This window comes from Kribbella albertanoniae (assembly GCF_004348455.1).
Taxonomy (GTDB): Bacteria; Actinomycetota; Actinomycetes; order Propionibacteriales; family Kribbellaceae; genus Kribbella; species Kribbella albertanoniae.
Genome location: NZ_SMKA01000021.1, coordinates 25,006 through 39,412, shown reverse-complemented (window position 1 = coordinate 39,412; position 14,407 = coordinate 25,006). Strand labels below are relative to the sequence as shown.

At 67.3% G+C, this 14,407-nt stretch carries 12 protein-coding genes; 6 read left to right on the top strand and 6 right to left on the bottom strand.

What is annotated here, in order from left to right; genetic code table 11:
- Positions 1-90: 90 nt before the first annotated feature.
- Together E1261_RS08130 and E1261_RS08125 are read left to right on the top strand one after the other, a co-directional pair.
- Positions 91-1,173, top strand: coding sequence for a ferredoxin reductase (locus tag E1261_RS08130; RefSeq protein ID WP_132404323.1), 1,083 nt, complete (start codon positions 91-93; stop codon positions 1,171-1,173).
- 13 nt (positions 1,174-1,186) lie between these two features.
- The gene (locus E1261_RS08125) at positions 1,187-2,338 is read left to right on the top strand and encodes a fatty acid desaturase family protein (protein WP_132404320.1); all 1,152 of its coding nucleotides are present in this window, start codon (positions 1,187-1,189) and stop codon (positions 2,336-2,338) included.
- On the opposite strand, the gene E1261_RS08120 is transcribed toward E1261_RS08125, so the two are convergent.
- The 5 genes from E1261_RS08120 to E1261_RS08100 all read right to left on the bottom strand — a co-directional run bounded on the left by E1261_RS08120 (position 2,280) and on the right by E1261_RS08100 (position 8,591).
- Positions 2,280-4,295, bottom strand: a complete 2,016-nt coding sequence (locus tag E1261_RS08120; protein WP_132404317.1) for a HelD family protein — start codon at positions 4,293-4,295, stop codon at positions 2,280-2,282. The genes E1261_RS08125 and E1261_RS08120 overlap by 59 nt on opposite strands.
- A gap of 37 nt (positions 4,296-4,332) precedes the next feature.
- On the bottom strand, positions 4,333-5,058 hold the full coding sequence (locus E1261_RS08115; protein WP_238176077.1) for a phosphatase PAP2 family protein: 726 nt from the start codon (positions 5,056-5,058) through the stop codon (positions 4,333-4,335).
- A 177-nt stretch (positions 5,059-5,235) separates the two neighbouring features.
- Positions 5,236-6,081, bottom strand: a complete 846-nt coding sequence (locus tag E1261_RS08110) for a carbohydrate ABC transporter permease (RefSeq protein WP_132404314.1) — start codon at positions 6,079-6,081, stop codon at positions 5,236-5,238.
- Positions 6,078-6,986: an ABC transporter permease gene (locus E1261_RS08105; protein ID WP_132404311.1), complete on the bottom strand. Its 909-nt coding sequence runs from the start codon at positions 6,984-6,986 to the stop codon at positions 6,078-6,080. The genes E1261_RS08110 and E1261_RS08105 overlap by 4 nt, the downstream gene beginning before the upstream one ends.
- Positions 6,987-8,591: an extracellular solute-binding protein gene (locus E1261_RS08100; RefSeq protein ID WP_132404308.1), complete on the bottom strand. Its 1,605-nt coding sequence runs from the start codon at positions 8,589-8,591 to the stop codon at positions 6,987-6,989. It lies immediately after the preceding gene.
- A gap of 68 nt (positions 8,592-8,659) precedes the next feature.
- Here E1261_RS08100 and E1261_RS08095 point away from each other — a divergent pair, with 68 nt between their 5' ends.
- Genes E1261_RS08095 through E1261_RS08085 form a run of 3 tightly spaced genes read left to right on the top strand, consistent with a single transcriptional unit; the run spans position 8,660 to position 11,347 of the window.
- Positions 8,660-9,694 carry a sialidase family protein gene (locus tag E1261_RS08095; protein ID WP_132404305.1) on the top strand — a complete coding sequence of 345 codons (1,035 nt, stop codon included), beginning with the start codon at positions 8,660-8,662 and terminating at the stop codon, positions 9,692-9,694.
- A 16-nt stretch (positions 9,695-9,710) separates the two neighbouring features.
- Positions 9,711-10,619 carry a dihydrodipicolinate synthase family protein gene (locus E1261_RS08090; RefSeq protein WP_202874470.1) on the top strand — a complete coding sequence of 303 codons (909 nt, stop codon included), beginning with the start codon at positions 9,711-9,713 and terminating at the stop codon, positions 10,617-10,619.
- Positions 10,620-10,645: 26 nt separating this feature from the next.
- On the top strand, positions 10,646-11,347 hold the full coding sequence (locus E1261_RS08085; protein WP_238176076.1) for a FadR/GntR family transcriptional regulator: 702 nt from the start codon (positions 10,646-10,648) through the stop codon (positions 11,345-11,347).
- A gap of 14 nt (positions 11,348-11,361) precedes the next feature.
- On the opposite strand, the gene E1261_RS08080 is transcribed toward E1261_RS08085, so the two are convergent.
- Positions 11,362-11,910: a peptidoglycan-binding domain-containing protein gene (locus E1261_RS08080; protein WP_132404302.1), complete on the bottom strand. Its 549-nt coding sequence runs from the start codon at positions 11,908-11,910 to the stop codon at positions 11,362-11,364.
- A gap of 139 nt (positions 11,911-12,049) precedes the next feature.
- On the opposite strand from E1261_RS08080, the gene E1261_RS08075 reads away from it, so the two are divergent.
- The gene (locus tag E1261_RS08075) at positions 12,050-14,407 is read left to right on the top strand and encodes a sensor histidine kinase (protein WP_202874468.1); all 2,358 of its coding nucleotides are present in this window, start codon (positions 12,050-12,052) and stop codon (positions 14,405-14,407) included.

Sequence of the window (14,407 nt, the reverse complement as noted above, 5' to 3'; positions counted from 1 at the left end):
GGGCAAACTATTCCCTCCGAACAAAGCCAGGGTGAAGATTCACCGTCTCTGGTCATGAAACTACACCGTGCGTCGAGGATGCTGGAACGCATGACGACCTTTGCCTCTGACCCCCGCGCGCGGACGACCTTCCGCAGCCGGCTGCGGGATCGGGCCTGGCAGGTTGCGGCGGCGGCGACCCACCCGCGTGACCCCGCTGACTACCTCGACATGTTCCGGCCGCTCCGGGCAGGCGCAGACCTGCGCGCCCGCGTGGTCGAAGTCCGCCCCGAGAACTCCAACGCGGTGACCGTCGTGCTGCGGCCCGGTAATGCCTGGCGCGGCCACCGGCCGGGGCAGTACGTCCGGATCGGCCTCGAGGTCGACGGCGTCCGGCTGTGGCGCTCGTACTCACTGACCTCCGCGCCGGGCGACGGGCTGATCACGATCACCGCGAAGGCCGTCCCGGACGGCGTGGTTAGCGCGCATCTCGCGCAGGAACTGCGGCCGGGCCAGCTCGTGCACCTCGACCAGGCGGTCGGGGACTTCGTGCTGCCGGACCCGGCGCCGGCCAAGATCCTGTTCGTCACCGGCGGCAGTGGCATCACCCCGGTGATGGGGATGCTGCGGGCCGGCCTCGGCCGGTTCGAGGATGCGGTTCTGGTGCACTCCGAGGCCAACGCCGACGCGGTGCTCTTCGGCGACGAGCTGCGCGACTATGCCGCGGCCGGGCACCTGCGGCTGGTAGAGCAGCACACCGATACCCAGGGGAGGCTCGACGTCGCGGCTCTCGCAGACGTCGTACCGGACCTTGCGGAGCGCGAGACCTGGGCCTGTGGGCCGGCAGGTCTGCTCGATGCTCTGGAAGAGCAGTGGTCGGGCGTGCTGCACACCGAGCGGTTCCGGACCCCGCTGGTCGAGCCCGGCGAGGGCGGCAGCGTCACCTTCTCGGCGACCGGTACGACGGTCGAGCTCGACGGCGCGACGCCGATTCTCGACGCCGGCGAGCAGAACGGCGTACTGATGCCGTCCGGTTGCCGGATGGGCATCTGCTTCTCCTGCGTGCTCCCGCTGCGCTCCGGCGCGGTGCGCGACCTCCGGACCGGAGAGGTCACCACCGCCGCACCCGGTGACGGCGTACTCGTCCAGACCTGTATCTCGGCCGCGGCCGGCGCCTGCGACATCGACTGTTGAGAAAGAGACTCATATGACTGTTCTGCAGAAGAAGGCCGCCAACCCGATCGGCCACCTGTCTCCCGAGGACATCGAGGAGATCGGCCGCCGCCTGGACGAGATCCGGGCCGAGGTGATCGCCAGCCGCGGCGCCCGCGACGCGGCGTACATCCGCAAGGTGATCAGCGTGCAGCGCAAGCTGGAGCTGGGCAGCCGCGCGGTGCTGCTGCTCTCGATCTTCCCGCCGGCCTGGCTGATCGGCACGGCGGGCCTGTCGGTGGCCAAGATCCTGGACAACATGGAGATCGGCCACAACATCCTGCACGGCCAGTGGGACTGGATGCGGGACCCGAAGATCCACTCGACCACCTACGAGTGGGACCACGCCTCACCGGCCGAGCAGTGGAAGCACGCGCACAACGACCTGCACCACACGTTCACGAACGTGGTCGGCAAGGACAACGACCTCGGCTACGGCATCATGCGGGTCGACGAGGACCAGCGCTGGTACCCGCTCTATCTGGCGCAGCCGTTCTGGAACTTCGTCAACGCCCTGTTCTTCGAGTACGGCATCGCGGCCTACGACCTGGAGCTGGGCAAGAACCTGGCCACCAAGGAACGCCGCCAGGACCCTGCCTTCAAGGCGCGCGCCAAGCAGGTGCTGAAGAAGATCCGCGGCCAGATGACCAAGGACTACGTCGTGCACCCGCTGCTGTCCGGGCCGTCGGTCCTGCACACCCTGGCGGCGAACGCGGTCGCCAACATGATCCGCAACGTGTGGTCCCACTCGGTGATCATGTGCGGGCACTTCCCCGAGGGTGTCGAGACGTTCGAGAAGAAGTCGATCGACGGTGAGACCCGCGGCGAGTGGTACCTGCGGCAGATGCTCGGCTCGGCCAACATCAGCGGCGGCCGCGCGATGCACATCATGACCGGCAACCTGTCGTACCAGATCGAGCACCACCTGTTCCCGGACCTGCCCAGCAACCGGTACCAGGAGATCGCGCCCAAGGTGCGGGCGATCTTCGACGAGTACAACCTGCGCTACACCACCGGGCCGCTGCCGAAGCAGGTCGCCTCGGCGTGGGCGAAGGTGTTCCGGCTGTCGCTGCCGAACGACTTCGCGGCTAAGTTGCGGCTAGGACGTCCGGTAGGTCCTGGTCGTGCAGGATTGCCAGCGACGTGACCGCTCGGGTCAGGCAGACGTAGAGCCGACGGAGGCCGGTGCGCTCATCGGCCTCGCCGGCCACGATGCCGGCCGGCTCCACCAGGACCACGTGGTCGAACTCGAGACCCTTGGCCAGTGACGCCGGTACGACGTCCAGGTGCGACTCGGCGTCGTCCTCATCACCCAGTACGGCGAACGTGAGCCCCTGCTCCTGCAGCGCCTTCCGAGCGGCCGGGACGAGCGCATCGGGGACGATCATGCCGATGGAGCCCAGCCGGCTCGACACCTCGTTCACTGTGGTCACAGCGGCCGCCAGACTGTCACTGACCCGGGTGATGGTGAGCTCACCGCGCGCACGCCGTACAGCGGTGGGCGGTGTCAGGTGGGGAGCGATGATCGGGAGCAGGCGAGCGGCGTACTCGATCACTTGGCCCGGGACCCGGAAACCGGCGGTCAGCTCCTCGGTGTGGGCTCCGGACTTACCCAGGTGATTCAGGGCCTCGTCCCAGGACGGAGTGGCCCACGGAGTGGTGCCCTGGGCGATGTCACCGAGCACCGTCATCGATCCGGTCGAGCACCTGCGGCCGACAGCACGCAGCTGCATCGCGGACAGGTCCTGTGCCTCGTCCAGCACCACATGGCCGAGTGACGGCGTCCGGTCGACCAGATCGGCGATCTCGTCGATCAGGGTGGCATCTGCAACCGACCACTTGGCCGCACCGGCCGATCGCGGCGCCTTCGCCCAGATCAACATCGCCTGCTCGTCCGCAGTCAGGATGCCCTCGGCGTGCTGAGCCAGTAGCTCCGGCTCAGTGAAGAGGCGGAACAACAGCTTGGCCGGGTCGACCGCCGGCCACAGAGCTTCGGCGTACTGCTTCACCGGGCGGCTGCGTGCCACAGCGTCCTGCACGCGGTCGTCCGGTGAGTCACCGGCCGCCTCCATCCGCAGCAGTACGGCGTGCGCCAGCCGCTGCGGCAACATCGCCCGACCGGCGCCGTACCGGACACCGCGGGTCCGGAGCTCGGTCACCAGCTCCTCGGCTTGGTAGGCCGCCACCCGCCACCGGTGCGAACCACGCGGCACGACCAGCGGGTCCTCGGGTGTCCGCACCTGCGACCACACTGCCCGGTGCAGCACCTCCGCCATCCGGGCATCGCCCTTGAGTACGTCGAGTGCCGCCGGACCGGGCGCACCCACCTTGACGTGGGCGACCAGCTCCTCGACGGTGGTCTGCTTGGCCTCGATCTCGCCCAGCGCGGGCAGCACGTCGCCGATGTAGCGCAGGAAGCTCGCGTTGGGGCCGACCACGAGCACTCCGGCCCGGCTGAGCTGGTCCCGGTAGGCATAGAGCAGGTACGCCGCTCGGTGCAGACCGACCGCGGTCTTCCCGGTACCGGGCGCACCCTGCACGCAGATCGTGTCCTCGACGCCGGCGCGGACGATGACGTCCTGCTCGGGCTGGATGGTCGCCACGATGTCCCGCATGGGGCCGGAGCGCGGGCGCTCGATCTCAGCGTCGAGGATGTCGCTGTGCTCCTCGACAGGAGCGGCGGAGGTCAGGTCCTCGTCTTCGAAAGCGGTCATCTCGCCGTGCGTGAAGCCGAACCGGCGCCGGGCGCCGACCCCCATCGGCTCGGTCCGGCTGGCCCGGTAGAACGGCACCGAGATGTCGGCCCGCCAGTCGATCACCATCGGCTCGCCCATCGCGTCGTTCACATGCCGGCGGCCGATGTGGAAGGTCTCCGGGGCGGGGTCGACGTAATCCAGTCGCCCGAAGAACAGCGGGACCTCCGGGTCGTCCTCCAGCTCCTTCATCCGTCGCCAGATCGCAGCCTTCAGGTACTCCTCGCTGACCCGGTCCGCGCTGTGGATCTCCAGTGCGCCGGTCTTCTCCCGCATCTGGGCCAGTGCGGCCCGGGAGGTCTTCAGATAGTCCTTCTCGGCCTGGAGGGTGTCGGACGTGTCTGCGGGCATGAGTGACCTCCGGCAGGGGGTGGGGAGCCCGGCTACGTTACTTGAGCACCTGCCGGATCGGTACCGAATTACGCGTCCTCGGCAGGTCACCCTGCAGCCCGCGCTGTAGCCCTCGCCGGAGCAGCAGCGGCAAGCAGGCAGCCAGCAGCACCAGCGCGACCAGTCCGTCCAGCCAGTAGTGGTTGGCGGTCATCACGACCACTGCGAACGTGATGATCGGGTGGGCGAGCCAGAGCCAGCGCCAGCGGGACCGGGTGATCAGAATCATCGACACGGCGATCAGGGCCGCCCAGCCGACGTGCAGGCTCGGCATGGCGGCGAACTGGTTCACCACGCTGCCGGCCCGATCCGCGCCGTACACGGACTGGTCGAACGCAAGACCGGTGTCGACGAAGCCGGGCATCATCCGCGGCGGTGCGAGCGGAAACGCGATGTGACCGATCAGGGCGAGTCCGGTGAGCGCAGCGATCGTCCACCGCACGTTCGAGTACGCCTTCGGTCGCCAGATGCTCAGCCAGAGCAGTACGGCGCCTGTGAGTGGCGCGTGCACCGAGGCGTAGTACAGGTTTGCTGACTGGACCAGGTGCGGGAAGTGGAGTGCCCCCTGCTGGATCGCCGCCTCGTTGGGCAGGTGGAGCCAGTTCTGAAACGACAGCACCTCGCGAGCGTGGTCGAAGGCGGACCCGGTATGTCTGGCCGCGATCTGCCGCCCGGCACTGTAGACGCCGAACAGCGTCGCCAGCAGCACCGCCTCTCGAATCACTCGCCAGACTGTCGCCCGACGCTGTTCCCCTAGTACCCCCACGCCCTCCAGCGCTTGCGTCCCCATACCTTTCGACGGTACCCGCCGTTCCCTCAGGTTTTGCCCAGGCGCAACCCTGACGTTGCCCTGGGCAACCCCCGAGGAACCGTCCGTGACACGACCGTCATGGCGCCGAGATCAGCCCTTGACGGCTCCGGTCAGCACACCCTTGGCGAAGTGCCGCTGCAGGAACGGATAGATCAGCAGGATCGGGACGATCGACACCACCAGGATCGCCATCTGGATCGAGGCCTGCGGCGGCAGCAGCTCCGTTCCCAGCTCGGCACTGCCCAGCTGGGTGTCGTTGATGACGTACGTCCGCAAGACCAGTTGCAGTGGCCAGAGCCTGCTGTCGTTCAGGTAGAGCAGTGCGGAGAAGAACGCGTTCCAGTACGACACTGCGTAGAACAGCCCGACCACCGACAACACCGCCTTCGACAGCGGCAGGACGACGTACCCGAAGATCTTGAGCTCGCTGGCGCCGTCCATCCGGGCGCTCTCGGTCAGTTCACCCGGCAGGTTCATGAAGAACGCCCGCAGCACGATCACGTTGAACGCACTGATCATCGTTGGCACGATCAGCGACCAGATGCTGTCCAGCAGGCCGGCGCCCTTCACCACGAGGTAGGTCGGGATGATGCCGGGCGAGAACAGCATGCTGAACAGCACCACCAGCAGAATCGGCCGCCCGGCCACAAAGCTCGGCCGGGCCAGCGCGTAGGCCAGCAGACACGACACGGTCAGGCTGAGCAGAGTGCCGACCACAGTGACGAAGACACTGACTCCCAGCGCCTGCGTCACCACACCGCCGGCGAACAACGACCGGTACGCCGCGAAGTCGACCGACTCGGGTAAGAGGACCAGTCCGCCGGACTCGGTGATCTGCTTGTTCGGTGCGATGCTCGTGGAGATCACTGCGACGAACGGGATGATCACGACAGCGCAGAACACCAGCAGCACAACGCCTTTGAGTACCCGGATCAACGGCTATACACCCCCTGCTCACCGAAGATGTGGGCGACCTTGTTCGCAGCCAGCACCAGGGCGACGCCGACGAGGCCTTTCACCAGGCCGACCGCGGCTGCGACGCCCCATGCGCCACCGAGCACGCCGTTGTTGTAGACGTAGGTGTCCAGGACCTCGCTGACGTCACGGCCGACGGCTTGCTGTTGCAGGATGATCTGCTCGAAGCCGACGGTCAGAGAGTCGCCCAGGCGCAGGATGAACAGCAGGATGATGATTCCGCGCAGTCCGGGCAGAGTGACGTGCCAGAGCTGCCGCCTCGGGCTTGCGCCGTCCACACTGGCCGCCTCGTACAGCTGCGAGTCGATCTGGGACAGCGCGGCCAGGAACAGGATGGTGGCCCAGCCGGTGTCCTTCCAGATGATCTGCGAGGTCAGCAGGACATGGAACAGCTCCGAGTTGCCGATGATGTTCAGCGTGCCCAGGTCGTGTGCGCGCAGGTAGTTGTTCAGCAGACCGCTCCCGCCGAGCATCTGCTGGAACAGCGCCACCACGATCACCCAGGACATGAAGTGCGGCAGGTAGAGGATGCTCTGGGCGATCCGCTTGATGCGCTCGGAGAACAGTGAGTTGAGCATCAGAGCCAGCAGAATCGGCGCGGGGAAGACGAACACCGACTGCAGGCCGGTGAGGATCAGTGTGTTCTTCAGGGCGCGCAGGAACGCCGGATCGCCGTTGAAGATCACTGAGAAGTTCGACCAGCCGACCCAGTCGCTGCCACCGATGCCCAGGAACGGCTGGTAGTCCTTGAACGCGATCACGTTGCCGAGCAACGGCACGTAGTGGAACGCGATGATCAGGGCAGCGCCGGGTAGCGCGAACAGCAGCAGCACCCGGTCACGGCCCAGCCGGTGCCAGAGGCTCATCTATTTCCCTGCCGTGTCGGCCAGTGCCTGCTCGAGCTCGGTGCGGATCTTGTCACCGCCCGCGGACTTCCAGTCCGCCACTCCACGCGCCCAGTCCGCGACAGGCTTCTTGCCCTGAACGATCTGGGACTCCAGGTCGGTCATGGTCTTCGCGAGCTGCGCCTGCTTCTTCGACTGCGTGTCGGAGTACAGGCCGTAGGAGGCATCGCGCACCGGGCGTTTGGCGACCTTCTGCTGTGCTGCGTGCTGTTTGCGCGGCACATCGGGCTTACCGGCCCAGTAGAGCGCCAGAGGTGAGTCGCTGATGTACTGCAGTCCGATACCGGTCTCGATGACACCAGTCTTCGACGGCACCGGATCCGTGCCCTGCAACGTGTAGTGGCGACCGGCAACGCCGTACTTGCGGAACAGGTACTCCTCGGTGCCGAACGGTGCGGCCATCCAGTTGGCGATCTTGAGCAGGGTGTCGGCCGAGTGCTTGCTGTCCTTGCTGAAGGCGGTGACGTTGTTCAGCGCACCACCCATCCACGGACTGCCCTCGCCACCGTCGAAGCCGGGGACATCGAGTGCGTTGACTGCGAACGAGTCGCCCGCGATGTTGTCGGCGTAGTACTGGTTCCAGGCGACGAAGCTGTCGTAGTCGAAAGCCGCAGTGCCGCCGTTGAACCACTGCTTGCGCGCACTGGCCTTGTCGTTGAACGCATCCGGGTTGATCACTCCGGCGGCGACCATCTTGCGCGCCGCCTCGAGCGCCTCCTGGTTTGCCTCGTGTTCGTAGCTGGAGCTGAACTTGCCGCCCTCCTGCTTCCAGACGTTCGGTACGCCGAGCATCTGGCGGATGGTGGAGAGCGGCACCCGGGTCCACGCCCACTTGTTCTGCTTGGCCGCGGTCAGCTCCGTGGCCAGGTCGAAGAACTCCTGGAAGCTCTTCGGTGCGGGGTTCTTGATGCCCTTCGCAGCCAGCAGGTCCTCGCGGTAGAGCGCGAGTGACGTCCGGGACATGCCACGCGGTACCGGCACGCCATAGATGGCGCCGTTGAAGACGCAGCCCTTCCAGAAGTCGGTCGGGATGCTGGCCAGGAACGGGTACTTCTTGATCGCGTCACCGGACAGGTGCTCGGTGAGGTCCAGGCACTTGGCCTTCACCAGGCCCGGGATCTGCGCGGTGTCGACGGGGATGTTGAGGATGTCCGGCAGGTCGCCGCCGGCGATCCGGGTGGCGAACTTGTCCTTGTACTCGTCGTTGGACGCCATGCTGATCTGCAGCTCGGAACCGAGCCGGTCGTTCAGGGCCTGCCAGAACTGGTTCCGGTCCGCCGCGGGCGGGATCGCGCCGGGGATGTTGGTCAGGAACGTGATCGGCTGACCGTCGCCGGGGACCTCGGTGATCGCGCGGATCGGCTTCGCGGGGTACTTCAGGAACGCGTCCAGGACCACGCCGTCGCCGGGCAGGTCCGGAGTGACTCCGGCGTACTTCGTGTACGTCGGCAGGGCGACGGCGCGGTTGGCGGCCGCCGTGTTCTTCGGGCCGGACGAGCAGCCGGTCATCGCGACAGCGGCGGCGGCCAGTCCACCGCCGAGGAACGTGCGTCTGCTGATGGACATTTTCAGGCCTCACCTTTTTTCAGACAAGCACTGTCAAGGGGAGGCCTCACGATGACATAGTACGTCCTATGTCTTCAAGACTCGGGATCGTCTTCGAGCCGGCCGGAAGCGGATTCCACACCTTCCGGATCCCGGCCGTGATAGCGCGCGGCGAGCTGGTCCTCGCCTTCTGTGAGGGCCGGCGGCACGGACCTGGCGACTCGGGAGAGATCGAGCTGGTACTGCGGCGGTCGCTGGACGGCGGTCGGACCTGGCTGCCGCTGCAGGTCGTGCTGGCGGTGCCCGGCAAGACCTGTGGCAACCCAGCGCCCGTGTTCGACCCGGCCAGCGGGGATGTCGTCCTGGTGTCAGTGCAGAACGGCGCCGAGGCAGCGGAGTCGTCACTGGCGCGGGGGAGCGACCCTGAGGACGGCAGGCGCGTGTTCGTCCAGCGCTCTGCCGACGCCGGTACGACGTGGAGTGCGGCCGTGGAGATCACCGCGCAGGTGAAACCGGCGGACTGGGGTTGGTACGCGACCGGACCGTGTCACGCGATCGCCTTGCGCAGTGGGCGCCTGGTGGTCCCGGCGAACCACTCGGCACTGCCGAACGGCGTGAACGGCGGTCACTGCATCGCGAGCGACGACGGCGGACACACCTGGTCGGTGGGGTTCGTCGATCGCAACGACGAGCCGGAGATCAACGCCAATGAGACTGCGGTCGCGGAACTCCCCGATGGCCGGCTGTACTTCAACGCTCGCAACCACCTCGGCACCGGACCGGCCCGGGTCCACGCGTGGTCGTCGGACGGCGGTGCCACGCTCGAGGCGCCGTACAAGGGGATCCCGGAGGTCACCGCGCCAGGGATCCAGGGGAGCGTGCTGGCGCTGCCCGACGGGCGATTGTTGCTCTCGACACCGACCGACCCGGCGGTCCGGCGAGAGCTGGCCGTCTTCGTGAGCTCCGACGCCGGTGCGTCCTGGGAGCCCTTGCTGGTCGTGCATCCCGGGATGGCCGGGTACTCCGATCTGGTGCTGCTGGCCGACGGGTCGGTGGGGATCTTCTACGAGGCCGGTGAGACCTCGTCATTCGCTGCACTGTGTTTCGCCAAATTCGCCCTTTGATCGTTGGGAGCTCGTCTTGCTGACTGGTGTCGTACCTCCGCTCGTCACACCACTCACTCCGTCGTACGACGTGGACACTGGATCGCTGGCCCGGTTGATCCAGTACCAGCTGACCGGGGGAGTCAATGGCGTGTTCGTTCTCGGCACCTCTGGTGAAGGGACGTTTCTGACCGACGAGCAGCGGCAGGTCGTGCTCGAGACCGTTGTGGGTGAGGTGAGTGGTCAGGTGCCGGTGCTGGCCGGTGTGATCGACACTTCGACCGCACGGGTCGGTGCGCATGTCTCAGCGGCTCTGAAGGCCGGTGTGGACGGGCTGGTCGCCACTGCTCCGTTCTATGCCGCAACTCATCCCGCGGAGATCGAGCGACACTTCACGCGGCTGGCCGCACTGGCGGGCGAGACGCCCTTGTATGCCTATGACATCCCGGTGCGGGTTGGGACGAAGCTGCCGACCGCACTGGTCATTTCACTCGCCAAGGCGGGGGTCATTGCCGGGGTGAAGGACTCCAGCGGTCAGGAGCCCAGTCTGCGGCGGCTGGTGATGGAACGGCGTGAGGCTGGGTTGAACGAGTTCGCGATCATGACGGGGTCCGAGGTAGCGGTCGACTCCGCACTGGCCTTCGGTGTGGACGGCGTCGTACCGGGCCTGGGGAACGTCGACCCGGCCGGCTACGTGCGGCTGTTCGGTGCGTCCAGTGCGGAGGCGTGGGACGAGCAGGAGCGGCTGATCCGGTTGTTCGACATCGTCGACGTGGCAGACCGGTCGCGGATGGGCGCCAGCTCGGCAGCGCTGGGTGCGTTCAAGGCTGCGCTCTACCTGCTCGGCGTGATCGACTGCCCGATCACTGCGTACCCTTCCGTCCCACTCGACGAGGAAGAGATCGCCGCACTTCGCCCTTTGCTGGACGAGGCCGGATTACACTGACGATCTTTACGGGAGGTGGACTGTCAGTGCAGAGGCCACGCGGTGCGGCGGGGAATCAGACCTTCATCCGCGACCAGATGAAGTCCTACATCCTCGAGCGCGGCCTGAAGGCGGGCGACCCGCTGCCGAACGAACAGGACCTGATGGCCCAGCTCGGCGTCGGCCGGCACCCCCTGCGTGAGGCGATGAAGGCACTGCAGGCGGTCGGCATCATCGAGATCCGCCACGGCTACGGCACGTATGTCGGTGAAGTGTCGCTGCAGTCGCTGGAGGACGGTCTGGCCTTCCGGATGTCCCAGTCCATGGCCGGCGACCTCCGGGACGTACAGAACGTCCTGGAGGTCCGCCAGGCCCTGGAAGTCGGTCTGGCCGACGATGTGGTCGCGTACTTCAGCCAGCACGGGTACGACGCGCTGGAGCCGATCGTCGGCCGGATGGAAGCCAAGGCGGCCGAGGGGGAGTACTTCCCCGACGAGGATTGGGCCTTCCACCAGGCGCTGTACGAACCGCTGGGCAACGCGTTGGTGATCGACCTGCTCAGTGTCTTCTGGCGCACCTTCGCCCAGGTCGACGTCCGGCTGCCGGGCGCTCGTTACTCACCCACCGACGCCGCCGCCTGGCACCGCGACCTGCTCGACAAACTCCGGTCCGGCGACCCGGACGCCTTCGCTCGCTCGATGAAGTCGCACTTCAACGGCATCCACACCCGGCTGACCGTCGAGCCGTAGTCAGGACGCCACCACTAGCAGGTTCGCCAGTTGTAAGCGGCCGCGACGAAGCCCCGGCCGGGCGGGATGAACGTCCAGTTACCGCCCTCGGCCGGCCGGCGAACGAGGAAGCTGCCGGCCGTGCCTTGGTACCGGCCGTTGCGGTTTCCGCTGGAGAAACCGTTGTCGACGATCCGCTGCCCGGCCCGGGCAAAGGTCGCCCGGTCGACCGAACCGTCGGGGTTCACCCCGCGGCTGCGCTGCCAGTTCACAGTGGCGAGGCGCGTCTGGTCGTCGAAGATGCCGTCCACGGCGGAAGCCGGCAGGTACCCGTCCGCGTGCAGGATGGTCTGCCACAGGCAGGTGACGTCGGAGGTGCGGTGCGTGCTGACATCGACGATGCCCTCGTCGTCCCAGTCACTGGTCAGCAGGCTGTCGCCGTAGACGAAGGGCTTGCCGGTGTAGGTACCGCTGGCGGTGGCGGGCGTGGCGAGGGCGATGCTGAGACCCAGTGCCAGCGCTACTGCGGTGGCCGGGGCGGCGGCCTTCCGGAGGACTCGTCGGCCGATGCTGTGCGAAGACATACGTGTTCCTTTGGGCGAGGAGGTGTGGGCGAGCAGGGCCGTCTAGTTGCTGAAGGCACCTGACTCTGCAGACGCTAGTGGCGGCCGGTCACAGAGTGTGCCGGTCGTTTGCCCCACAAACCGGTCTACCCTTGGTGCCGTGAGCCGGGCGCGGAACGGAGAGCCGATGGACGGGCCCGGCTCCAGCGAGCGTCTGCTGAATCGGACGCTCGAGCGGTACGGCGTCTGGCTCCGATCCACCGTGGTCGCCCTGTGCAGCGCGCTGGGCGTGGTATCGGCGGACCGGGCCGACATGCCGTTGGCGACGGCGCTCCTGGCACCTGCGCTCCTCGCCTGCGGAGTCCGCCTCTACACGCTGCGCCGCCCGCTGCCGTCGGCCGCACTGGGAATGGTGTCCCTGCTGTGGCTTGCAGATGGGTCCGTGGTCGTGCTGACCGGTCTGTCGCAGCCAGTGCTCGGTGGCGACGTGGCGGAGATGATGGTCGAGGCGATCATCGGCATCTGCATCATCACCTTCCAGCACGAGTGGGCGACGCGTCCGTGGGCCGGTGCTGCGCTGGGCGTGTTGGGAGCTGCCGCCTGCGAGCTGGGGGACATTTTGTCGGGGCACAGTCCGGACGCGATGCCCCTGCTGCGGCTCGCCGTACTGGGTGCTCTGTCGAGGGCCGCCTACCTCATCGTCCGGGCGCGGGCCAGAGCCGCTGATCGGTCGGCCGCGCTCAGTGCAGCGGCTCGACGGGAGGCTGAGGTCGCCGCTGCGCGGAGAGCAGCCGAACGCGAGTACCTGGCTACGTTGCACGACACGGCGAGTGCCACGCTGCTGATGGTGTCCCAGGGTGATGGGCGGGACTGGTCCTGGCTGCCTGCACGTGCTCGTCAAGATCTGGAAGCTCTGTCCGCGGTGCCGGCCTTCGGCACCGGGAGCGTCGATCTCGCGGCGCTGCTCGCCTGCGTGCCAGCAGGCGAAGGGCCGGCCAGAGTGCGACTGACGACCACGATCGACAGCCCGCTGGTGATTCCGTCGGGCCCTGCGCTCGCGATCTTCAACGGGGTTCGCGAGGCCGTCAGCAATGTGTCCCGCCATGCCGGGGTGCGGGAAGCAGAGCTGCGGGCCTGGCGTGCGGACGACGACGTCGTTGTCGAACTGACCGACGCAGGGCGAGGCTTCGACCCCGAATCCGTTCCGCCGCGGCGCCGGGGCATCAAAGGCTCCATCATCGGCCGGATGCAGGCAGTCGGCGGCTCCGCTGCTATCACTTCTCTTCCTGGCAACGGAACACGCGTGCAGTGGCGCTGGCATGCTCCGGCCCAGCAGTTGCCGGCAGGCACCCTGCAACCACCTCGCGCCCGGGCACGCACGGCTCTCGTCCAGCTCATCCGCAAGCAGTTACTGCACGGGGCACAACTGGCCGCGCTGCTCATCAGCCTGTTCTCGCAGTTCACGCTCTCGCTGCACCGACTCGTGTCGTACCAGGATGTGTACCGCCCGGCCTGGGCGCAGACGGCGGCTTTCGGCTGCCTTGCGGCCGTTGCCGGGATCGGTGCGTTCTATTTGCTGCGTGGCAAGCAGATTCCGCCGCCGGTGCGCTGGTGCAGCCTCGGTGCGGTGCTGGCCGTTTCGGTGATCGGCGCGTTCACACTGCCGCCGGACCGGTTGGCAGGTGCGGCGGACTGGTCGTTCGGGCTGGTCGGCTGGTATGCGCTGTTTCTCCTGGCAGACCTGCGCCTCAGGTGGTTCGCCGCGTTCCTCGGAGTGCATGTCGGAATCACTGTGATCGTGGTGCTGCTGGCGGGGGCGCCGACCACCGCGGAGGCGATCGGCCTGGGCATCCGTGCGATCTCCGACTGTGGCTTCCAGCTCTCGGTCGGGTTCCTCCTGACCAGGCTGCTCCATGGCACCGCACCGGCCGCTGGGATCGCGGCTGAGCAGGAGGAGGAACTGCGGACCCGGGAACGCATCCAAGAGGACATGCAGCGTGATCACAAGGACCGGTACCGCGCACTGACGGCGACGACTGTGCCGCTGCTCGTCGGCCTGGGACACGGCGTACTGAGTCCGCATGACGAGGAGGTCAGGCTGCGCTGCGGTGTGGAAGCAGCCCGGATGCGCCGCCTGTTCGCCGAAAGCGATGCCGTCTCCGACGCGTTGCTGAACGAGGTGCGGGCCTGTATCGAGGTGGCCGAGCACCAAGGGGTGACAGTAAGCCTGGCAGTCCGAGGCCGGCCGGCTGAGGTCCCGGTCTCAGTACGGCGGGAGCTGGTGGACCCGGTGGCCGTCACTCTCGGCCGAACCCGCTCGACGGCCCGGGTGACAGTCGTATGGACACCCGGCGCCGTACGGGTGAGCGTGGTCAGCGAGGATGGCGCCACTCGACAGACCGCTGAAGCGGACAAGCAGGCCACGGACGTGCAGGTGACTGTCGTCAGGACGACGCGCGGCGCAAGTGTGTGGGTGGAAGCCAGTTGGAGACAGCCGGCGCTAGCGAGAGTGGCCTGA